18 protein-coding genes are annotated in these 23,536 nt (G+C 33.9%); 11 read left to right on the forward strand and 7 right to left on the reverse strand.

Annotation, left to right across the window (positions count from 1 at the left end):
• Positions 1 to 313: 313 nt before the first annotated feature.
• The 4 genes from B2745_RS09155 to hemW form a co-directional block, all read right to left on the reverse strand.
• Positions 314 to 898: a hypothetical protein gene (locus tag B2745_RS09155; protein ID WP_304065614.1), complete on the reverse strand. Its 585-nt coding sequence runs from the start codon at positions 896 to 898 to the stop codon at positions 314 to 316.
• A 136-nt stretch (positions 899 to 1,034) separates the two neighbouring features.
• Positions 1,035 to 1,583 carry a fasciclin domain-containing protein gene (locus tag B2745_RS09160; RefSeq protein WP_304065616.1) on the reverse strand — a complete coding sequence of 183 codons (549 nt, stop codon included), beginning with the start codon at positions 1,581 to 1,583 and terminating at the stop codon, positions 1,035 to 1,037.
• Between the two features lie 102 nt (positions 1,584 to 1,685).
• Positions 1,686 to 2,480, reverse strand: a complete 795-nt coding sequence (locus B2745_RS09165) for an SDR family oxidoreductase (RefSeq protein WP_304065619.1) — start codon at positions 2,478 to 2,480, stop codon at positions 1,686 to 1,688.
• Complete coding sequence (gene hemW, locus B2745_RS09170; protein WP_304065622.1) at positions 2,470 to 3,609, reverse strand: radical SAM family heme chaperone HemW; 1,140 nt, start codon at positions 3,607 to 3,609, stop codon at positions 2,470 to 2,472. The genes B2745_RS09165 and hemW overlap by 11 nt, the downstream gene beginning before the upstream one ends.
• 162 nt (positions 3,610 to 3,771) lie before the next feature.
• Between hemW and B2745_RS09175 the strand changes: the two genes are divergently transcribed.
• The 7 genes from B2745_RS09175 to B2745_RS09205 all read left to right on the forward strand — a co-directional run bounded on the left by B2745_RS09175 (position 3,772) and on the right by B2745_RS09205 (position 13,981).
• Positions 3,772 to 4,332 carry an RNA polymerase sigma factor gene (locus B2745_RS09175; RefSeq protein ID WP_304065623.1) on the forward strand — a complete coding sequence of 187 codons (561 nt, stop codon included), beginning with the start codon at positions 3,772 to 3,774 and terminating at the stop codon, positions 4,330 to 4,332.
• Between the two features lie 100 nt (positions 4,333 to 4,432).
• A complete protein-coding gene (locus tag B2745_RS09180) occupies positions 4,433 to 6,442 on the forward strand; it encodes a T9SS type A sorting domain-containing protein (protein WP_304065624.1) in 2,010 nt (669 codons plus the stop codon).
• Between the two features lie 14 nt (positions 6,443 to 6,456).
• Positions 6,457 to 7,473 (forward strand): FecR family protein, encoded by a 1,017-nt coding sequence (locus tag B2745_RS09185; protein ID WP_304065626.1) that lies wholly within the window; start codon positions 6,457 to 6,459, stop codon positions 7,471 to 7,473.
• Complete coding sequence (locus B2745_RS09190) at positions 7,474 to 10,749, forward strand: SusC/RagA family TonB-linked outer membrane protein (RefSeq protein WP_304065628.1); 3,276 nt, start codon at positions 7,474 to 7,476, stop codon at positions 10,747 to 10,749.
• A 10-nt stretch (positions 10,750 to 10,759) separates the two neighbouring features.
• Positions 10,760 to 12,193: a RagB/SusD family nutrient uptake outer membrane protein gene (locus B2745_RS09195; RefSeq protein ID WP_304065630.1), complete on the forward strand. Its 1,434-nt coding sequence runs from the start codon at positions 10,760 to 10,762 to the stop codon at positions 12,191 to 12,193.
• Between the two features lie 10 nt (positions 12,194 to 12,203).
• A complete protein-coding gene (locus B2745_RS09200) occupies positions 12,204 to 12,845 on the forward strand; it encodes a hypothetical protein (RefSeq protein WP_304065633.1) in 642 nt (213 codons plus the stop codon).
• On the forward strand, positions 12,842 to 13,981 hold the full coding sequence (locus B2745_RS09205; protein WP_304065636.1) for a cytochrome-c peroxidase: 1,140 nt from the start codon (positions 12,842 to 12,844) through the stop codon (positions 13,979 to 13,981). The genes B2745_RS09200 and B2745_RS09205 overlap by 4 nt, the downstream gene beginning before the upstream one ends.
• Before the next feature lie 472 nt (positions 13,982 to 14,453).
• Here the strand turns inward: B2745_RS09205 and B2745_RS09210 are convergent, their stop codons facing one another.
• Entirely contained in the window at positions 14,454 to 16,379 is a 1,926-nt protein-coding gene (locus B2745_RS09210) for an LTA synthase family protein (protein ID WP_304065638.1), read from the reverse strand.
• Between the two features lie 90 nt (positions 16,380 to 16,469).
• The gene (locus B2745_RS09215) at positions 16,470 to 18,098 is read right to left on the reverse strand and encodes a M1 family metallopeptidase (RefSeq protein ID WP_304065641.1); all 1,629 of its coding nucleotides are present in this window, start codon (positions 18,096 to 18,098) and stop codon (positions 16,470 to 16,472) included.
• Between the two features lie 95 nt (positions 18,099 to 18,193).
• On the opposite strand from B2745_RS09215, the gene B2745_RS09220 reads away from it, so the two are divergent.
• Positions 18,194 to 19,363: a hypothetical protein gene (locus tag B2745_RS09220; RefSeq protein WP_304065644.1), complete on the forward strand. Its 1,170-nt coding sequence runs from the start codon at positions 18,194 to 18,196 to the stop codon at positions 19,361 to 19,363.
• Here the strand turns inward: B2745_RS09220 and B2745_RS09225 are convergent.
• Entirely contained in the window at positions 19,356 to 20,135 is a 780-nt protein-coding gene (locus B2745_RS09225) for an ion transporter (RefSeq protein ID WP_304065647.1), read from the reverse strand. The two genes, B2745_RS09220 and B2745_RS09225, sit on opposite strands and share 8 nt — an antisense overlap.
• 200 nt (positions 20,136 to 20,335) lie before the next feature.
• On the opposite strand from B2745_RS09225, the gene B2745_RS09230 reads away from it, so the two are divergent.
• The 3 genes from B2745_RS09230 (at position 20,336) to lpdA (ending at position 23,473) form a co-directional block, all read left to right on the forward strand.
• Positions 20,336 to 20,959: a CatB-related O-acetyltransferase gene (locus B2745_RS09230; protein WP_304065650.1), complete on the forward strand. Its 624-nt coding sequence runs from the start codon at positions 20,336 to 20,338 to the stop codon at positions 20,957 to 20,959.
• A gap of 176 nt (positions 20,960 to 21,135) precedes the next feature.
• A complete protein-coding gene (locus B2745_RS09235) occupies positions 21,136 to 21,933 on the forward strand; it encodes a class I SAM-dependent methyltransferase (RefSeq protein ID WP_304065652.1) in 798 nt (265 codons plus the stop codon).
• A 136-nt stretch (positions 21,934 to 22,069) separates the two neighbouring features.
• Positions 22,070 to 23,473, forward strand: a complete 1,404-nt coding sequence (lpdA, locus tag B2745_RS09240; RefSeq protein ID WP_304065654.1) for a dihydrolipoyl dehydrogenase — start codon at positions 22,070 to 22,072, stop codon at positions 23,471 to 23,473.
• Positions 23,474 to 23,536 lie beyond the last annotated feature (63 nt).

The following is a 23,536-nucleotide window of genomic DNA, read 5'->3' on the forward strand; positions in this document are numbered from 1 at the left end:
ACTAAACCTAAGAAACAACCCAAATGAGTAAAGATAGATCAGCACAAGTATTTCATTTTGACCTTTATTATAACATCTACTTGCTATGGTAATTTTACAAGTGTTTTTAGTAGAGATTTAATATATCATGTATTTATTTCATATAAAAAAAGCCCTTGTAGGGCTTTATATTTAATGTACATTTTCAATTAAAATCAATCAATTATTTTACGATGATATCCATAGTTTTAAATGTTGTTTGTATAAATATATGTATTAACACTTTAATTACAAAAAATAATAACAATTGTTTGTGATTAGGTATATGCTTACTTTACTTTACTTTACAAGAGTTTCCGCTAAAAAATTCTCCTTTCACAATATCATTTTTATGCTTGTAGGTTTTTTTAATAACTCTGGTAAAACCTGTTAATGAATGTTTAGCAATAACTTCAATAGTTATGAAATTTTTCTTACTTATTAAATGATGTATGTCTGTATAGGTCAAAAATTGTGCCGCGTAATCAGTTCTTTTTTCTAATCTCTTTTCACCAAGAATGAGATTTTGAAATAGATGTCCTATATACAATCTATTGATTACCCATTGAAAATCTTTAACAAGCGGAATAGTTTTAAAATGGAAATTCTCGGCATTTTTTGATGGTATTATTTCAGTATTCCAAACTCTTACTTGAATATCATATATTCTAAAAAATAAAGATTTGTTTATTATTTTAAAAAAGTAACTGTTTTGGGTTTCTAAAGGTTGTGATTCGTCATAACTATGAGCGATTTTATCACATATAACTACTCTAGGCTTTAAAAGTGCTAGAATTAATAAGAATAACCCAGAAGAAAACAGTCCGGTTATGATATTATTAAATAAGTTAGATTCAATAAATCTATTTAGTGCTTCCATAAGGTAATTATTTACTAAAGTAATAATTTGTCTTATGAAAAAAAATAGTTATAAATATATTCATAGAATGCTTTCTAAAACCAAAAAGCCCAGCTATTACAGCCAGGCTTTTACCCACATCACTATTACGAAAAAATTATTTTGGTAATACTACGCTATCAATTACATGGATAACGCCGTTTTTTTGATTCACATCTGCAATGGTAACATAGGCAGTTCCTTTGTTTTCATCCCAAAGTTTTACTTTATCACCATCTAAAGAAGCGTATAATTTACCACCATTAACGGTTGTAAAAGTTGCTTTTCCGTTACCTGCTTTAATAGCTTTAACTACATCAGCAGCAGAAAATTTCCCTGCTAAAACATGGTATGTTAAGATGCTAGTTAATTTTGCTTTGTTTTCTGGTTTTACTAAAGTTTCTACCGTTCCGGCAGGTAATTTTTCAAATGCCGCGTTGGTTGGTGCAAATACCGTAAACGGACCTTTACCTTTTAAAGTTTCTACTAAACCGGCAGCTTTTACAGCAGCTACTAAAGTAGTGTGATCTTTAGATTTAACCGCATTATCAATAATGTCTTTAGAGGCATACATAGGTGCACCACCTACCATTGGGTTTTCTTGTGCTTGTACATTTGTAGTTGCCATAGCTACTAAGGCAAATACAGCTAAAAATATTTTCTTCATTTTCTTCTTGTTTGTTTGGGAGCATTTACGCTGTAAAACAAACTCTGGATTTTAAAAAATGAAAAATATTTTTATCTCACTGATAGTTAATGGCTTGTATGTCTAAATAACTTCTCTTTTTCTAATCATTTTAGAAAAATAAGCCGGGAAGAAACGCTTTATAAGCACCGCAAATTTTTCTTTTTTGCCAATTAAAACTTCTTCTTTTTTCTTTTCAACAGCTTTTAAAATTTGTGTAGCACAGTCTAAAGCAGATAAGCCTTCTTCTTGGTTTTTATCCATTTTATTGTAGAGAGAACCATCTCCGGTAACAGAGTTTAGGGTAATATCCGTACGAACAAAACCTGGACAGATGATAGAAATAGCTATACCATGCTGATAAACTTCATTCCTTAAAGAATCAAAATAGCCATGTAAAGCATGTTTAGATGCTGCATAGGAACTTCTATATTGAGTGCCAAATTTCCCTACCAAAGAACTCATCACTACAATATGCCCACTTTTTTGGTTGATCATTTTTGCTACTACAGCTTTACTCAAGATTACCGTTCCCCAGTAATTGGTATTCATGATTTTTTCTTCAGTGGCAGTGGTGGTTTCTAACGCTAAAGAACGCTGACTAATCCCTCCACAATTAATGAGCAGGTCTATCTTGCCATAAATTTTCCAGGCTTCTTCTGCTTTTTGAGCTAAAGTTTCTTTTTGCTCTAAGTCCAAAGGTAGGATATGAATATCTAAAGGATTACCTTTTAGTTTTTGCTTTAAATCATACAGTTTTTCTCTACTACGGGCAGATAAAATAACTTTAGCACCTTGCTGAAAAAGTATAATGCTTAAAGCTTTCCCTATACCAGAGGAAGCACCTGTTATCCAAACAATTTTATTTTTAAAGTTCATGGTCTTCTATAAAAAGTTCGGCAGCAATATGGTCTGCATACAGCTTGCCATTGGGTGTTAAAATGAAATGATTTTCTACAAGCGTAACCCAACCTCTGTTAACAAATTCTTCTATATTTTGCTTTAAATTTTCAGATGTATCAGTATCAAATTTAGCTATAACCTCTGGATAATTTATACCCCACATGGTTCTTAGACTAGTCATTACATATTCATTAAAACGGTTAGCAAAGCTTAATTCTTCTAGCTCAAAAGGAATGGTATTTTGCATTAAAGCATCGGTGTATTTAGCATTATTGGCTATATTCCATTGTCTGCTTATGCCGTTAAAAGAGTGTGCCGATGGTCCGATACCTAAATATTTAACACCTTTCCAATAATTGGTATTGTGCTTAGAATAGTTTTTGTTTTTAGCGAAGTTAGAAATCTCGTAATGTTCAAAGCCTTGTTCTGCTAGCTTTTCCATCAAAATTTGAAACTGTCGGGCACTTTGGGCATCATCCATAGGTTTCTGCAAACCTTTTTGTACAAAAGAAGCTAGAGCTGTTTTTTGCTCAACCGTCATACTGTAGCAAGAAATATGTTGTATATCCAATGCTAGCGTTTGGTTAATATTAGCCAGCCATTTTTCATCACTTAATAAAGGGTACCCGTAAATTAAATCGATGGTGATGTTTTCAAAACCAGCATCCTGAGCAGTTTTAATAGCATATTCACTTTCTTTGGCTTCATGCGCTCTATTCATCCATTTTAAATCTTCCTCAAAAAAAGATTGTACACCAATACTAAAACGGTTGATGGAGGTATTTCTTAAAGCTTTGATTTTTGTAGGGCTTAAATCATCAGGATTAGCCTCTAGTGTAATTTCTGCTGTATCGGCTATTTCAAAAGTGTGATATAAGGTGTGGAAAATATGGTTTAAATCCGTCTCAGACAAAATAGAAGGCGTACCGCCACCAAAATAAATGGTTTCTATAGGTTCTTGCTCAAGATAATTTTTCTGAATTTGAATTTCTTTAAGGATAGCTGCCAGCATTTCATCCTTATACTTTAAAGAAGTACTAAAATGAAAATCGCAATAATGGCAAGCCTGTTTACAAAAAGGAATATGGATATAAATACCTGCCATTTTGCAAATGTAAGGATATGTTAGGTAAACTTATTTAATTAAAGTAAAAGGAGATTTAAAATTTACATGTGAGGATTAATTTTTTTGATGATTTAATTTTATATTTGAAGTAAGATTAAGATATTTATAATGAAAAGTTGCTTTATTTAGCAATTTAAAAACATGAACGCTCAAACTTGGTATAATATAAAACAGGGCGACCAGCAAGCCATGATGCTACTTTATAAAGAGAGCTATCAGGATTTGTATGCCTTTGGTTTTAGAATTTGTGCTAACAAAGAGCAGGTAAAAGATTGTATTCATGAGATGTTTTGTGAGATATGGCAAAAACGTCATGCTCTGGCAGAAGTTCAGCAAGTGAAAGCATATCTCCGTACTTACTTAAAAAGAAAGCTACTCAAAGAAATTTATCAAAACCATAATCACGAGGGCTTAACTAAAGTTGATGAGGGTATAGGCAAGGAAAAATCTTATGAAAGCTTATTGATAGAAGCCCAAGAGAGCGATGAAAAGAAGAAAAAGCTATGGTTAGCTTTAGATCATTTGACTAAAAATCAAAGAGAAATCATCAAACTCAAGTTTTACGAGGGTTTAAACTATGAGCAAATTGCTTCTGCACTTAATTTGCAACCCCGTACGGTTTATAATCATGTTTATGAGGCACTACAAGTATTAAGAAAGCTGCTAAAATCATTCATTATATTCTTTTTCTTCCTTTTTTGAAGTGATTTTAAGCTGTTCTGAAAAAAAGTTAAAAAATTTCTGGTAAAAAGTAAAGGTTTTTTGCACTGTATATAAAAGTCAGAAAACTAAACAAACTAAGATGAAGAAAATTTTACTTTTTATCCCCCTTTTAATTTCTTGTATAGCGGTTAAAGGGCAATGGAATGGTGCGACTCCTATTGTAACCACTAGTAATACTACAGCTAAAACAGCTCCAGTTGCTATTAATGATGGTAATGGCAATATGATTATAGCATGGGTGGATGCCAGAAATTCTGCAACTACGGGTACAGATATTTATATCCAAAAAATTAATAAAGATGGAACATTACCTTGGGGAGCAGAGAAAATTGTTTGTAATGCAGCTGAAGGGCAGTCTAATGTTAGTTTAACTTCTGATGGAGCAGGTGGTGCTATATTGGTTTGGGATGATAATAGGAACTCCGCAACAACAGGTACTGATATTTATGGACAAAGGGTTAATGCCTCTGGTAATATTTTGTGGGCAGCAAATGGGGTAATTATTGCTAATGGGGATGATACACAAACCTCTGCAATACTCTCTATGATAAATGCTACTGAAGCGGTTATTGTTTGGCGAGACTCAAGAAGATTAGTGCCAAAACCAAGTAATCCCACTGAGTTTGTAAGAGACCAAGATCCTTTCGCTAATAAAATTTTAATAAGTGATGGTTCTAAACAATGGGGTGCCAATGATATTCAATTATCTGACGCTTTGGGAACTCAAACGGAACTTGCTATACTCCCAGATGGAAATAATGGAATATTTATAGTTTGGACAGATCCCTCGGGTACACCTACTTTAACCTCGGATAGAGATATTTTTGGTCAAAGATTAAATAATTCTGGAACTAAATTATGGGCAACATCATCAACCATTGGTTTACCATTAATTTCTGTGGCAGGCATACAACAAACAGCTTCAATTGCTTTAGATGGGGCTGGAGGATTGGTGGCAGTTTTTTCTGATGCAAGATCTGGCACTAATGGAGGAAGCGATATTTACGCACAAAGGTTTGATAGTAATGGTGCAAAGGTTTGGGTAAACGATGTAAAAGTGGTTGATGCAATTGGTTTTCAATCTAATCCTTATGTAGTAAATTCGAATAATGAATTCGTATGTATATGGTCAGATCCAAGGGCGACTAATAGAAATATATATGCACAAAAGCTAGACTTGTCTGGTACTTTAAAATGGACACCATCTGGAGGTACGGCACTAGATGGTATAGCTATTTGCACAGCAACGGGAAATCAACCAACATCTAGTACGTTTAGCGGAGTAGTTTTACAAGGCGACGGTTTAGGTGGTGCTTTTATAGTTTGGGACGATGCTAGAGGTACAGATAATGGTGTTTACAGCCAATATATCAATACAACAGGTGCTATCCAATTTGCAGCTAATGGTTTACTTGTATCTGATGCTACAGGAAATCAAAGAACGCCAGTTATTATAGCAGATGGTTCTGGTGGTTTTATTACAGCATGGACAGATTCAAGAACTTCAACAAATGGCGAAATTTATGCAGCTAGAATTAGTTCTACCGGCACCCTACCCGTAACCTACACCTCCTTTACCGCTACTAAAAACACTTTAAACGAAGTTTCTTTAGTTTGGAATATTGCTTCTGAAATTAATACAGATGAATATTTAATAGAAAGAAAAGGAGAAACTGGAGATTTTATTACTATCGGAAGTTTAAAAGCTCAACAACTAAACACTTACAGTTTTACTGATAAAAATCCATTATTAGGGAATAACTATTATCGCATTAAAGCCAAAGATTTTGATGCTACCTTATCTTATTCTGACGTAAAAACTGTCCAAATAGACGCTTTAAATTCAGATGCAATAAGCGTTTATCCTAACCCAACTTCAGACAGACTAAATATCACCATCAATAAAGCGGGTAATTATCAAATTAAATTTGTAGACCAAAGCGGTAGAGTGGTACTAGAGAAAGCTATCGAATTAAATTCAGGTTTAAATGATTTAGGTGTATCTTTATCTTCATTTAGCGCAGGTACGTATTATTTAACTTTAACTAACCAGTTAAATTATATCGCTAAAAAAATCATCAAGATATAATATTTATAAAATTTATGCACTATAACCTTTATACGGCAGAAGATTTTGCATCAGACGAATCATTTATCAATTATTATCTCAAAAGTAATGTTGATGATGTGAGTTTTTGGTCAGAGTGGATCAGCTGTAATCCAGAAAAACTGGATGAAGTTTTAACAGCAGAACGTTTATTGGATATGCTGCACTTGCAGCTTCCAGAGCATGAGCTGGATGTAGAGTTGAATAAATTTGAATCTTTTTTGAAGGCAGAGGAAGCTAAGCCAGAAGCGCTATTAACTAGCTCGCCTTCAAAATTTTCTATAAATGGTGTTTATGTAGTGCTAGTACTCCTCATATTGGTGCCAACCCTTTTTATTGGTGTGAAGCGTTTTACAAAAGCGAAGGAAATTGCTCAAACTTATATCACCAAACATAATTCTTTCGGACAAAGAAGTATCATCCAGTTAAGTGATGGTACAAAAGTTACGTTAAATGCCAATAGTACTATCAAGTATCCTAAAATTTTTGGGGCTATCAGAAATGTAGAATTGGAAGGCGAAGCCTATTTTGAAGTGATGAAGAATCCTAAAAAGCCATTTGTAGTACATACAGGTGCTTTAACTACACAAGTTTTAGGCACTTCTTTTAATGTGAATACCCAGTTAGCATCAGGTAAAATTGAAGTAGCTTTAATAGAAGGAAGTGTTAAAGTTAATGATCAGTTAACGGGTAATACTTTAACCTTACAGCCTCAAGAACGAGTGGTATTTGACCAGGCAACTAACAAAATCATCAAGTCTGATTTTGATGCTGAACTTTTAACCTCATGGAAAGATGGTGTGTTAAAATTTAAAAATGCTTCTTTTGAAGAGATTGCCAAGAAGGTTTATGCTACCTATGGGATAACCCTTATAAATTTAAGTAAACATGCCAACTGGAAATATACAGGCGAGTTTAAGAATACAGATTACGTTAGTTTGATCAAAAGTATCTGTTTTTCAGAAAATTTAACCTATAAACAAGTTCAGGATACGCTCTATATCAATAAATAAATGTATAAAATAGCTCAAAAAAGTTTACTACCTATATTATTTTTGTTTGTCCTTTTAACAGGAGTTGTAAAAGCTCAAAACAATTTGAGTTTAAACTTTAATAACGTTGCTTTAATTGATGTACTCAATGCTATAGAAAAGCAAAGTAATGTAAAGTTTAATTATGATGGTTCTGTTATTGATGTTAACCAAAAAGCTACCATTAGGCATTCTGGCTCTTTAAAAGATGCGCTTAACATATTATCAAGGCAGTTAAGACTAGATTTTGGTGTTGTAGGTAATAATATATCTATCAGAAGGGCGCAAAGGCCAGTTTCACCAACTGTTAAAATGATAACAGGTAAAATAGTTTCTAAACAAGATGGAGAAACTTTACCGGGTGTTAACGTACTGATAAAAGGAACCAGGCAAGGTGCTGTAACCAATATCAATGGAGAATTTACCATTAAGTTGATAGGTGATAACATTGAGAGTACAGTTTTAGAGGCTACTTATTTAGGGTTCAAGCCTAAAGAATTTAGAGTTGGTAAAGAAACCTTTTTTAATATTCAGCTAGAGCTTGATGCTATAGGCATCAACGAAGTTGTAGTTACCAGCTCTTATACCGCTAATAAAAGAAGGGAAGATGTGGTAGGAAGTATTTCGCAACTAACCGATGCCCAACTTCAGGTAGATAGGCCAATAGAATCTTTTGATAAAATGATGGAAGGCTTGGTGGCTGGTGTTTATGTAGAAACCAATACCGAGCTAGGAACTCCTGTAAAAATCAACATTAGAGGACAAGGTTCTTTACCTGCTTTTGGAGGGACTTCAAGACCAGTATCAAATACTTCTTCTCAACCCTTATATGTTGTAGATGGTATACCAATGTACGAACAGCAGAGAGGAAATGAAAATCAGATTTTTAATAGAGAAGAAAACCTTAACCCTTTAGCAAATATAAATCCTGATGATATTAAAAGTATTTCGGTTTTAAAAGATGCTACAGCTTCTGCACTTTATGGGGCCGATGCAGCTAATGGCGTAATCATCATCACCACAAAAGGTGGAACAGCTGGTAAAACTAAAGTAAATTTTAGCTATGATACTGGCGTAGCCACTTTCATTAACGAGTTTAAGTGGTTATCTGGTCCGCAATATTACAGTTTATTAAGAGAAACTTATATCAACGATGGTAGGTCTGTAACCGTAGCCTCACAACTTGCAGGAAGCAGTACTATTGATACAGATTGGTTTGATTTAACCAATAGAAATGCAACTTATCATAATGCAAACCTAGAAATCTCCGGAGGGAAAGAAAATACTACATTTAGGTTTTCTGCTGGCTACAGAGATCAGCAAGCCAGCTCCATAGGTAACGATTTACAAAAAACATATATCCGTTTACGTTTAGACCATAGCCTATCAGACCGTTTTAAAGTAGGATTTTCTTTAAGCCCAACTTTAACTAATAAAAATGCGCTTAATAATTATGGAGGCGTTTTATTACCTCCAAATTTATCTCCTTATAACGAGGATGGTACTTTTGCCACTTTTCAAGGTGTTCCAAATCCATTAGCTGTTTTAGCACAAAATGATAATTTTCATAAAGGTTTACAACTGTTAAGTAACTTAAATGCAACCTATAAAATAACAGATTCTTGGGCAATATCTGGTACTTTTGGTGCAGATTTTTATCAGAATAGGCAAACCATGTATATGTCTGCTTTGAACCAAACAGGAGCAAATCTTAATGGTAGGCTTGCCATTTTTGATAGAAATTATCGTAGCTATACGGGCTTTTTACAAGCTACTTATGATAAGGTTTATAACAATAAGCATACAGTAAGTTTTGTTGCAGGTACGCAAGTAGAAGATAAAACTACTAATTTATTAAGCGGAACAGGTACTGACTTTAGTTTTGATAGGTTACGTGTTTTGGGTGCCGCTGCAGAACAATCTGCAAACTCTTCTCCTTCAGAAAATGCAGTGGTTTCTTATTATTCTCAATTGGGCTACGATTTAAATAAGAAATATTACATCAATATCAATGGTCGTGTAGATCAATCCTCTGTTTTTGGTGGCGATAGACAAGTGGCACTAAATGGCTCTTTAGGTTTAGGCTGGATTATCTCTAAAGAGAATTTCTTAAAAAATGTAGAAGCCATCAATTTACTGAAATTGAGAGCAACTTATGGTTCAACAGGTAACTCAAGAATTGGTTCTTATGCTGCCCGTGGTTTGTACAATATAGAAACTTCTGATGGTGGTACCTATAACGGTAATGTTTCTTCTTTGCCAGGGGCTACCTCTGCTCCAAATCCAGATTTAGGCTGGGAAAAAAACTTTAAGTTTAATTTAGGTTTAGATTTAACTGTTTTCAACAGATTTCAATTAACAGCAGAATACTACAATAACACGGTGGTAGATTTAATATCTAATGTTAATGTACCCCTTGAAACAGGTTTTACAAATATTTTATCTAACACCAGTAAAATGCGAAATCAGGGTTTTGAATTGTCTATCAGTTCAGAAAATATCAAGACCAAAAACTTTACTTGGAGCAGCTCCTTCAATTTTGGTTCAAACGAAAATAAAATTATTGCATTTAATAATGGTTTTTCGGCCCTTTTTGGGAGTAGAGATGAAGCGGCAGGCTTTAAAGTGGGTAATAGTGCAAACGCTATTTATGGTTACCGTTGGGGTGGTGTAAATCCTCAAACCGGTTTAGAAGTATTTTTTGATAAAAATGGAAATATTAAAACTGCAGAAGAGATTAATGCACTTCCTATTACCGAAACTGTTGTGATAGGTGATAGATTGCCAGATTTCCAAGGAGGTTTTATCAATAATTTTACGATAAAGGATTTTACCTTTTCATTTAACATCTTATATAGCTATGGTGCAGATTTTAAATTTGAGAATGCTGATGAGACGGACGGCAGAAATCTGCAAAATAGAAACCAAAGTATCAATTTGATAGATAGATGGCAAAGACCAGGTGATATTACCAATATACCAAGGTTAAATATCAATAGAGATAGGGTAAGTAATTCATCCAGGTATGTGTTGGATGCTAGTTATCTCAAACTATCTAACGTATCATTAAACTATAAACTACCTCTAAAAACAGTTGCAAAAATTGGGCTTAATAATTTATCAGTATTTGCCAATGCAACCAATTTGTTTTACGTATATAAAGAACCAGGCGTAAAAAATAGAAATGGTATAGCCGAGAGAAGATTTACTTATCCAGAAACTATGGCTATTACCGGAGGTTTAAGAGTAGGATTATAAAATTAAAAACATGAAGAAGTTTTTCATATATATCAATATCATATTTCTAATAGGCTTTACTTCTTGCGAAAAGCTGTTGGATAAAGACCCCATAGAACAGCTTTCTATAGAAGATTTATTTAGTGATGTTTCTGGTGCAAAAACAGCATTATCCGGAGCTTATCGTTCTTTACTATCAATAAATTTATACCATAGAAATTTAATGGCTTTCCCTGATTTAATGGGTGGAAATATCAAATACAGCCGTACCGTAAATATTGCTTTAGATGATGTTTATAACTTAACTCAAAGGGCAAATTTGTCATCTATGAATGCTACCTATACAGATTTGTATAAGCACTTAAATAATGTAAACAACATTATCTTTTATACACCAAGTGCCGAAGGACAACCGGCAGAAAAAAATAGAATTTTAGCAGAAGCTAAATGTTTTAGAGCTTTAGCTCATTTTGATTTATTAAGAATCTTTTCTAAGCCATATAATAGCACACCCAATGCAACACACTTAGGTATTGCTTTAGTACTTAAGCCCCAATTAATTACAGATCCTTTACCGATTAGGTCTACCGTTGCACAATCCTATGAAGCGGTAATCAACGATTTATTAGAAGCCATTGCTTTATTTGAGAATAGTAGCCCGGTGTTTTCATCGGGTACACCACAAACCTATTTTTCTGCAAATGTTGCAAAAGCCCTATTAGCAAAAGTGTATTTATACGCCAATAACTGGGATAAAGCTTACGAATATGCAGATGATGTGATTAGAAACGGAGGCTACACCTTGCTAAGTAACGCTAATTATGTAGCAAGCTGGGCTACCAGAAATCCTTCTGTAGAGTCTATTTTTGAAATTGCTCTGGAAAGCAATTTTTCTGGCTCTAGTTTAGGGTCATATTATGAGGTAAGTAATACCGGAGGTTTCAGAATGTACGCGGCTACCAATGATGTTTTAGCCCTATACAGTGCAAATGATATTCGTAGAAATTCATCTTTATTTAATACGGTTATTATTAATAATGTAAATTACTCGTTTACAAAAAAATATGCTGCTGGAGGTCTTAACGCTACTCCCGTTAAAGTATTAAGATTATCAGAAGTATACTTGATAAGAGCAGAAGCTGCGGCAGAGAAGTCACAGCCAAACTTTACACAAGCTAATGCAGATCTTTCTTTAATCATCAAGAGAGCAGATCCAACAGCTGCTGATGCTAATTTTTCTAACAAAGCAGATTTAATTGATGCTATCCTTCTTGAAAGAAGAAAAGAACTAGCTTTTGAAGGTAATTTACTTTACGATTTACTAAGGAAAGGCAAGAACATCAATAGGGTAGATTGTAATGCTGCCACTTGTAGTTTACCTTTTACTGATAATAGATTGGTAATGCCAATACCTATCAATACCGTTGATGTAAATCCGGGAATGGAGCAAAACACAGATTATTAATCATTACAATATGAATAAGTTTATAATATTTTTATTATTCATGGTTACTTTATCTGCTGGGTGCAGAGAAGAAGAACCACCTTTTAAGGAAGATTTATATCCAGAAGAGCCACTTTCTACACCATCTTCATCGGCTATTAATGTATTTCATCAGAATATACCAAATTATCAATTATTTGTTTATAGATATAATGAAGATACGAAACTATGGTCTAACAGAATAATAGGGCACTTCTCTATTATATCTACCCAAGACCCTAATTATTTAGGTTTTGTACATCCGGTGGCTACCAGTGGGGTTACTTTTTTAGATATGCATAGATTATATGCCACCCAAATAGGAAGTACAAATGCGGTTACGGCAAAAATAAATGTAGATAAATTCATAGGTTTTTTCCCTGACTTTGAAGGTGCTAAAACTGGAATTGTAAGAGTAGTTCCTCAAGATATTACGGTAAGCAAAAATCCAAATTCAACTTTTGAGCCAGGTGTACCCACTTTTAAAATTGGTATCAGCGGGGAAGGTACTTATGATGAAAGAACCGCTATCATAGATTTAGAAGTGATATTTAATGAGACCGCTATTGGAGGGCCGGCAGCAGTAAAACGTATTTATAAAATGAGCCCATCGGCTTTAACTTTAAATCTATGAGAAAGATTATGTGTGTTTTGGTAGTTGTGATAACGTTTATCATCACTACAGCTTTTTTACAAGACAACCCTAAAGTTTACAGTATAGCAGAACTAAGGGCATTATATAGCGGAGACCCATCCAAATGGCCAGCTCCGGATGTAGACGAATCTGTAAAGAATTTTAAAGATATAGGTTATTTAGGAAGGCCAACTTATCCAAAGGATAATCCGCATTCTGAGGAAAAAGAAAAGTTAGGAAAACTATTGTTTTTTGACCCTAGGTTATCTGCTTCTAAACAAATTGCTTGTGCATCTTGCCACGATCCAGAGTTAGGTTGGGGAGATGGACGTAGAGTAGCTTACGGACACGACCGCCAAACTGGTAAAAGAAACGCTATGACTTTATTAAATGTAGCGTTTTACGAGAGTTTTTTTTGGGACGGCAGAGCTAAAAGCTTAGAAGACCAAGCTAAATTCCCTATTCAAGATCATTTGGAAATGAATCAGGATTTGAATACCATGGTGAAACATGTTTCGCAAATAAAAGGCTATAAACCTTTATTTAAGCAAGCTTTTGGCGACGAAAAAATCACCTTGGATAAAATCCAAAAAGCCATTGCTACTTTTGAGCGTTCTATCATCAGTACCAATAGCCGTTTTGATGCTTTTGTGAAAGGCAATCCTAAAGCCTTAAAAGATGATGAAGTTTTAGGGATGCACCTTTTTAGAACCAAAGCCAGATGTATCAATTGCCATAATTCGCCTTTATTTAGTGATAACCAATTCCATAACGATGGGCAAACGCTATTAGGCTCTAAAATGGAAGATTTAGGCAGGTATAATGTTACCAAGAAGCTAGAAGATTTAGGGAAATTTAGAACTCCATCATTAAGAGAAACCAACATTACTGGTCCATGGATGCATCATGGTAATTTCCCTTCTTTAAAAGATGTGGTAGAGTTCTATAATTTAGGCAATCCTAGCCCAATACAAAAAGCGGCTATAGTGCCAGATTCTTTCAGAAACGTACCAAAGTCATCCATTTTAAGAAAACTTAACCTAACGCTAGAAGAACAACAAGCATTAGAAGCTTTTTTACGTTCTATTAGTACCAGAGTGAATAAAATTATTCCGCCTACGTTGCCAGAGGCGTAAATTATAGGTGGTTTTAAACCGCTATTTTTGTCAGGCTGAGCGGAGTCGAAGTCCTTTCTGAGCGTATCAGATAACATTTCGACTCTGCTCAAATACTTGTTACCAATACTTGAGATTTTGTCAACTATAATTACCTAACTAGCGCAAGCACAAGTTAGGCTTTCGCTCTTTATTCCTACTTGCTAAGGCTTTGCCAGGAATCAAATTTTTATCAAAGGTCAAATATTAGGATATTTTTTAATAAGCTTCCATATTTTCTATATTTGTTAATCTCTTCTATAGTTATCCATATCAAAAAGAAAATTCATTAACTTAAGTCCACGTATAGCCCACCTATACCCCACCTTTTATCCACGTTTTCTCCATATCACCTTCGGTACTTCTCCCAGACTTCTCCCAGACATCTTCGGAAAACTAGGGCCATTTCCCGAACAAGTCTCGAACATGGTACGGAGAAGAGCTATCCTAAACCCTATTCTACCGTTAAACTATTTTTAATCATATTCTTATTGTATTGCTGTATAAAAGCTTTTAAATAAGTTTCTAATTCTTGTTTTTCTTTGGGGTGGTGATGGCTGATGTCTTTTTTCAACAGCACATCATTTTTGTAATTGTACAGCTTGCTGTTTTCTTCATGATACTTCAACACGTATTGGTCTTTGATGATTTGGTAGTTGCCATCAATGGTATGGACTATAAAATGATTTTTTTGAGGATGAAGCATATCATGACCAAAAGCAAAATAAGGCTTGTCAAAATTTAAATAGTTTAAAATAGTAGGAGGAATATCTATTTGTTGTACCGGATAGTCTCGTTTGCCTTTTAAAGCGCCACTAGGGTCAAAAATGATGATAGGAACAGCAAAGGCACCTAATGATGTTTGATATTCTGGATGACTAGCCAAGGTTGAATGGTCTGCTGTAATGATGAACAAAGTGTTTTTATACCATTCGCTTTTAGCTACTGTTTTAAAAAATTTGCGTAAAGCCATATCAGTATAGCCAACATTTTGATGTACTGGCAAGGTACCTTTAGGAAATTTACCTTCATAAGCTACAGGTAATTTGAAAGGATGGTGTGATGAAAGTGTAAACACACAAGTAAAAAAGGGCTGCTTAAATGTATTGATGTTTTTTGCCCAGTATTGTAGAAACGGCTCGTCCCATATTCCCCAAATACCGTCAAAATCATCGTCATTTTGATATTCTGATTTTCCGAAATAGTGTTCAATGCCAGCCATTTTAGTATAAGAGCTAAATCCCATAGAGCCGTTTGGGGCACCATGAAAAAAAGAAGTATGGTATCCTTTTTCTGCCAGTAAGCCTCCCAAGCTATTGATTTTATTTCCAGAATAATAAGATAAAACAAAAGGTTCATTTATGCCGGGTATGCTTGATAAAACAGATGGTAAACCTTCTATAGACTTTCTGCCGTTTGCATAAGCATTGGTAAAACATAAAGCATGCTGAGCCAAAGAATCTAAAAACGGTGTATAACCTTTGTATTTTCCTTTATCTAATTGGGGGTTAAAAGCACCTAAAAACTCTCTGCTAAAGCTTTCTAATATAATCACAACAATGTTTTTAGGGTTAAACTTTTGCTTAGTGATAGGCTTTTTTATAGGGTTATATAAGCTGTCTGCTACTGTTTCAGGAAAGAAATTTTGCTCCTTTAAAGGCTTGGTTTTTAAAGTTCTGATGATGGAAAACGGCGTATTAATAACAATATTAATTTCTGAGGGGTCTTGTACATACTCGCCTGCATTGCTTATGGTAATAGGGCGGGTGCTATGCCTAAAACCGCCCCGCATACCGGCTATAGAGAACCATATAATCATCAACATCATTACAGCTGCGCTGCTGCCATAAACAACTGTGTTCTTAATTTTTGGTTTTTTTATGGGGATTTGCATATACGCCCAATACATAACATAAATGCAAAACACAAATAGCAAGGTAGTATACCAGTAATCCATAAAAATGAACTTTATAGCAAGTTCACCTAAGTTTTGCTCGTTAGAGAACTGGGCAAACATGCTAAATGTGCTACGTTTAAGGGTAAAGGGAAAGTAAGCAATATCAGCAACATTAAATGCTAGGCCTAAGCCATTACAAAGGAAAAAAATGCCTGTAAATATTTTCTGATATCTTTTACTGTATCTGATTTTTAAAGGGATAATTTGGCTAATGATGAAAAGGATATTCAAGTAAATAATTGCACTGATATCAAACTTTAAGCCTCCGTACAATAGTGTTAAAAAATGCGAAAAATCAAACTCGGGAAAGGAAGAAGCATTAAAAATATAAAATGCTATCCTGCAAATAGCATATAAAGCAACAACAATGAGTAGCCTTAATAATAAAGAGAAATAAATATTTCCTCTTAAAAACCTTAACATATTAAAGAGCTTCAAATAAACAGCAAATATAATATTAACTATATTTTTAAGCTAAATTTTAAATAATTTAAATTTTATATAAGATTTAAATCATATTTTTTTGGTGTTAATGTAGTAGTTAGCATCTACCATAAAAGTAGTGCCTTGTACATATTGCCAATTTGTTGTTGGTTTTAATAGTAGAGATTTTTTATTGATACTTACCTGTAAAGGCATATCAAAATTAGCTACATCACAATTCCAGCGGTAGCTGAAGCCTTTCTTCTCTTTTTTAAGTTCTAGTACCGGAATATTTTTGTTTGCTAGGTATTGTTGAAATACCTTACTAAAATCTGTGTTTGTTTTTTGATTTATATATTGGATAATATCATTACCGGTAACGGTTTTTAATGCAAAATCTTTTTGAAGTCCTGTCAATAAATTACGCCATAAAGTGTCGTTATTTATGATGGTTCTTAAAGTATGAAGCATATTTGCACCTTTATAATACATATCTGCCGAGCCTTCTTGGTTTACGCCATAGAGGCCAATAATAGGTTTATCGTTTTGGACATTATTTCTTAAACCTATTACATATTCAGCTCCGGCTTTTTTACCGTAATAATACTCTATAAACAAACTTTCTGAGTAATTGGTAAAACTTTCATGCACCCACATATCAGCAATATCTTTGGTGGTGATGTTGTTGCCAAACCACTCATGTCCGGCCTCATGTACAATAATAAAATCCCATTTTAATCCCCAGCCTGTTCCTGATAAATCTCTACCTAGATATCCTTTTTTAAACTGGTTGCCATAAGCAATAGCACTTTGATGTTCCATACCCAAATAAGGGGTTTCAATCAGTTTAAAGCCATCTTTATAAAAAGGATAAGGCCCAAACCAATACTCAAAGGCTTGAAGCATTCTTTTAACATCGTTACCAAAATGTGTTTTTGCAATCTCTAAATGTTCAGGTAAAACATAATAATCAAGACTTAAATTACCTTTTAAACCTTTATAAACATCCGTAAAATGGGTATAATTGGTGGCGTTTACTGCTACATTATAATTGTTAATGGGCGAGTTTACAAACCAATGATAGGTGTTATAGCCATCGGGATGATTTTCTACTGAGCGTAATCGGCCATTAGAAACATTCATGATATCCTTGGGTACACTGATGCTGATGAGCATGCTATCTACTTCATCAGCTTGTTGATCTTTATTTGGCCACCAACTACTAGCACCCAAGCCTTGGCATGAAGTGGTTATCCAATCTTTATCCTGGTGTTTGGTAAAAGTGAAGCCACCATCCCAAGGGGCATTTTTTGCTATTTTGGGTTTGCCCTGATAATAGACTTCAAATGTATGTTTACTATTTTTTCTGATGCTATCCGAAAAGTTTAAAAAAACAGCATGGTGGGTTCTGGAAAAAGTTAAGTTCTTTCCTTCATGTATGATTTTATTTATGTGTAAGCTATCCAATAAATCAAACTGTAGGGTTTTAAAGTTTTTTGTAGCTGTAAACTGAAAAATATTACTGCCTGTAAGGTTCTGGTTATCAGTATCTATCTTTACCTTCAGATGATAAAAATTAACATCATAACAAGTTCTGTAAGGGCTGTTGATATCGCCTCGTAAAGAGTCGGCTAAGGTAGTTTTTGTATCGTTCAAAAGCTGACCATAAGCCGTTCCAGATATAAAGATGAGCACAAAAAGAATTATGTCTTTAAACATGGTATAAAATTTTGGCAATTTTAATGGTTGATTTAAATATCCAAAAACGTATTTTTAAAAAATCTGTTATACGAATTAGCATTTACAAATTTTAAATGAAGATACTTAAAGTAGAGGATAAAGCCACGCAGAAAGCATTTTTAGAGTTGCCGCTACACTTATATAAGAATGATAAGAACTTTATCAGACCCTTGGATAAGGATATAGAAATGGTTTTTGATGAGCAGCGTAATAAGTATTTTAGACATGGAAGTTGTATCCGCTTTATCTTACAGGATAGTACAGGTAAAACCATTGGAAGAATAGCTGTATTTATCAACAGAAAAACCTTAAATAGTTTTGACCAGCCTACCGGTGGTTTGGGTTTTTTTGACTGTATAAATGATAAAAATGCTGCCTTTTTACTTTTTGATACCGCCAAAGCTTGGCTTGAAGCGCAAGGAATAGAAGCTATGGATGGTCCTATTAATTTTGGCGACCGAGATAAATGGTGGGGTTTACTGGTTGATGGTTTTTATGAACCATGTTATTGTTGCAACTATAATCCGCCTTATTATCAGCAATTTTTTGAAGATTATGGCTTTAAAGTTTATTTTAAGCAATACACTTATTACCGTAAAGTAGCACAAGAACTAGCCTCTAATTACGCAGATAAGGCTGGGCATATTCTAAAAAATCCTGATTATACTTTTGAACACATGAAGCTATCTAACTTAGCTAAATATATAGAAGATTTTAGAATAGTTTATAATAAAGCATGGGTAAAGCATAAAGGAGTAAGAGAAATGAGTACCCACCAGGCTAAAGCTATTATGTTACAACTAAAACCTGTTTTAGATGAAAAAATAGTTTGGTATACCTATTATAAGGGCGAGTGTATTGGTTTTTTTGTGAATATACCAGAGCTGAACCAACTTTTTGTAAAACACGTTAACGGTAAGCTAGATATAATAGGGAAAATTAAATTCTTATATCATAAATGGCGAAAAACGGCTAAAACCATGTATGGGATTGTTTTTGGGATAGTTCCAGAACATCAGAAAAAAGGTGTTGAAGTAGCCATGATTGTTAAAGCAGCAGAAACCATTCAAGATAAAAATAAGGTTACTTATGAAGATTTTCAGATGAATTGGATTGGGGATTTTAATCCTAAAATGATGAATGTAGCCGAACAAATTGGGGGTAAAATTTATAAAACACACCATACCTATCGTTATTTATTTGATAGGGAAAAAGAATTTAAGCGCCATCCTATAATTACTTAATTTCTTTACCACAGTGGTTACAAAAATTTGCATCAGCTGGGTTTTGATGACCACATGTAGCACAAGTTTCACTCTTGTTTTTAGATAGTTCAACCGTTATAATACCTGTTGGAACTGCTATGATAGCATAGCCCATAATCATGGCTAAAGAAGAAAGAAATTTGCCTAAAACAGTTTGCGGTACTATATCTCCAAAACCTACAGTAGTAACCGTTACAATAGCCCAATAAATACTTTGTGGTATGCTAGTGAAGTTATTTGCACTACCTTCTATCACATACATTAATGTTCCTAAAATGGTTACCATGGTAAGTACAGTCATCAAAAACACACTAATTTTGTACGAACTGGCTTTTAAGGCATTAAAAAGCATTTGCGCCTCGCGGTTAAAGCGTACCAATTTTAAAATTCTAAAAACCCTTAGTAGTCTAAAAATTCTTACCGTAAGCAGATAATGGTATCCTGCAAAAAATAAATCAAAATAAGTTGGTACTATAGAAAGCAAATCTACCAAACCCCAAAAACTAAATATGTAGCGAAATGGCTTAGGAGATGTCCATATTCTAAGCAGGTATTCAATAGAAAAAAGAATGGTTAATATCCATTCGATGGTATAAAATTCTTTAAAAAAAGCTTCATGTACTTCTGGAATACTTTCTATAATAACAATAACAACACTAAACAAAATAACCCAAAGTAGGGCTATATCAAAGGCTCTTCCGGCTTTAGTATCGTGTTCAAAAATAATGTTGTATAGGCGCTGTTTCATCATATAAAAATAGTGTTAATTAGCTATGTTTTATAAATGGTAAAAATAAACTTGATGACGGGGTATTTTAAAGAGTTATCTTCCTTGTAAATACATCTTTTGTGTTGCAGCCTTTTATTAAATATGATTATGTTTGATGGCGTAAATAAACAAATTGCGTACTATTTTGAAAAAATGCCTCATTATTTAAATCATAATACTTAATGACAGGACCAAATAAAGAAAATAAATTTCCACTTGATAATTACAACAGACTTTGCTTTTTAAAGAATGTGGTAAAAAATCCTAACATCATTATTGGTGATTACACCTATTATGACGACTTTGAAAGTGTTTATAATTTTGAAAAAAATATAAAATATCATTTTGACTTTGTAGATGACAAATTAATAATTGGTAAATTTTGTATGATTGCATCTGACGTTAAATTTATCATGAACGGAGCCAACCATTTAACAGATGCTTTGACAACTTATCCTTTCGCAATTTTTGGAAACGGTTGGGAAAATGCGATGGAAGGGAAGTCATATCCAAAAAAAGGTGATATAAATATTGGTAACGATGTTTGGATAGGTTATAACGCAACAATAATGGCAGGAGTGACTGTTGGTGATGGAGCTATAATTGCAGCAAACTCTACAGTTATAAAAGATGTTGAGCCTTATTCTATAGTAGGTGGAAATCCAGCAAAAGAAATAAAAAAACGATTCCCTGAAGAAACAATATTAAGATTGTTAAAACTTAGATGGTGGGATTGGGACATTGAAAAAATAACAAAAAATGTTCAAAACTTGACAGATAAAGAAATTGATAAATTATCGCTATAAAAAACTAACGCACAAACAGTAGTTTTGTAAAAGTGTGAGCTTAGGGTTTATTTTAAAGTGAAGTGCTAGATTAAAGCTGTGTGTATTTATAAATTTTAGTGCTAGAAATATTGTCCTCGTAAAGCTGTAAAACGTTCAACTGTAAAGATGTTTGTGTTTAAATAAATTAGAAATTAATGTTTTCAAAAATATTCCGCAAATTAGTTGATATATCTCCTAATTTAAGTTTAAAGCTTTGGCAGTTTTTTTACAATATCGTAGCTATTAGGTTTTCCAAACTAAGCGCATGGAAATACATGAATTATGGATTTTCAGATCAAACAAATTTAAGCCCAGAGTCTTATGAAGATTTAAGTGCAAATTTATATAAACACTTATTCAATAAAGTTGATTTTTCTGGTAAAGATAGTTTAGAAGTTGGCTGTGGAAGAGGTGGTGGTTGTGATTTATTACTAGATTATCATCCTAAGAGTATTACAGGTTTAGATTTCTCTGCAAAGGGGATAAAATTTTGTCAGAAAACATATCATGAAAAACCTCTAACATTTGTAGCGGGTAATGCAGAAGACATTCCTTTTCAGGATCATAGTTTTGATGTGGTCATTAATGTAGAATCATCTCATTGCTATGGTAATCGTATAAAATTTTTTGAAGAAGTATACCGGGTTTTAAGGCCAGGGGGATATTTTTTATATGCTGATTTTATGGGTACTGTACACTATCATAAACGCCCGATACAGTTGGTAAATGTTGGTTTTACCATTCAAGATGAACAGGATATTACTGCTAATGTACTGCGCTCTATGGATAAAAGTGCCAACTACAAAATTGAAATGGTTGAGAAAAATGTTCCTAAGCCATTTAGAAAGGCAATAAATGATTTTGTTGGAGTACCGGGATCAAATATTTATGACAATTTTAGCAGTAAAAAATCTACCTACTTTTCGTTCATTTGTATCAAGCCATCTGCTTAACAAGCTCTTTTATAATCTTTGATGATACTCTAATTAAGGTAAGAAAATAAGAGTTATCATGATGACAAATAAATTAAATAACCTTTCTGTGCGTAAATTAGAATCGTTAATTTAGCCCAAACAAAAAATTAATAAGATGCAATACGACGTTATCGTAATAGGTTCTGGTCCGGGCGGTTATGTAGCCGCTATCCGTTGTGCCCAATTGGGAATGAAGACCGCTATTGTAGAGAAATATTCAACCTTTGGAGGTACTTGCTTAAACGTAGGTTGTATCCCATCAAAGGCTTTGCTAGACTCGTCAGAACATTACCATAATGCAACCCATACCTTTGCAGAACATGGTATTGATGTTAAAGATGTTAAAGTTAATATCAAGCAAATGATTAACAGGAAAAACGAAGTGGTAGCGCAAACTACTGCTGGTATTACTTTCCTGATGAAGAAAAACAAGATAGATACTTATGAAGGCTTAGGCTCTTTTAAGGATAAAAACACCATTAAAATTGCATTAGCAAAAGGTGGAGAGCAGGAAATTACAGGTAAAAATGTCATTATTGCCACCGGTTCTAAACCAACAGAATTACCTTTCTTAAAAACCGACGGCAAACGTATTATTACCTCTACCGAAGCTTTAAACTTAACAGAAGTACCAAAGCACTTGATCTTAATTGGAGGAGGTGTTATTGGCTTAGAGTTAGGGTCTGTATATGCTCGTTTAGGTGCTGAGGTTACGGTGGTAGAGTTTGCATCATCTATTATCCCAACTATGGATAGTACGATGGGTAAAGAGCTACAAAAATCTTTAGCAAAACTAGGGGTTAAGTTCTTGTTGAGTCATAAAGTTACAGGTGCCGAAGTAAAAGGTAAAAAAGTTACAGTTACAACTGATTCTCCGAAAGGTGAAAAAGTAGTTTTAGAAGGTGATTACTGCTTAGTAGCTGTTGGTAGAACTGCTTATACAGAAGGTTTAGGTTTAGATAAAATAGGAATTACGGTAGAGGAGAGAGGTAAAAAAATCCCTGTAAATGAGCATTTAGAAACTTCTGTTAAAGGTATTTATGCTATTGGCGATGTGATTAAAGGTGCTATGCTGGCTCATAAAGCCGAAGAAGAAGGTACTTTTGTGGCTGAAGTAATTGCCGGACAAAAACCGCATATCAATTATAATTTAATTCCTGGTGTAGTTTATACCTGGCCAGAAGTTGCTTCTGTTGGTTATACCGAAGAGCAATTGAAAGAGCAAGGCAAGAAATACAAAGTAGGTTCTTTCCCTTTCAAAGCAAGCGGAAGAGCAAGAGCAAGTATGGATACCGATGGTTTAGTAAAAGTATTGGCAGACGCTGCAACTGATGAGATTTTAGGTGTACACATGATTGGGCCACGTACTGCTGATATGATTGCAGAGGCCGTTGTAGCTATGGAGTTTAGAGCAAGTGCTGAGGATATTGGTAGAATTAGTCATGCGCATCCAACTTTTACAGAATCCTTTAAAGAAGCTGCTTTAGCTGCTACTGATAATAGGGCAATACATATTTAAAAAAAAATGACCCAAGAAAATTTTTATCTAAAGTTTCTCTTGGGTCATTATATCACCATCTTC

It is taken from the genome of Pedobacter glucosidilyticus (genome assembly GCF_002483235.1).
GTDB classification, from domain to species: domain Bacteria; phylum Bacteroidota; class Bacteroidia; order Sphingobacteriales; family Sphingobacteriaceae; genus Pseudopedobacter; species Pseudopedobacter glucosidilyticum_B.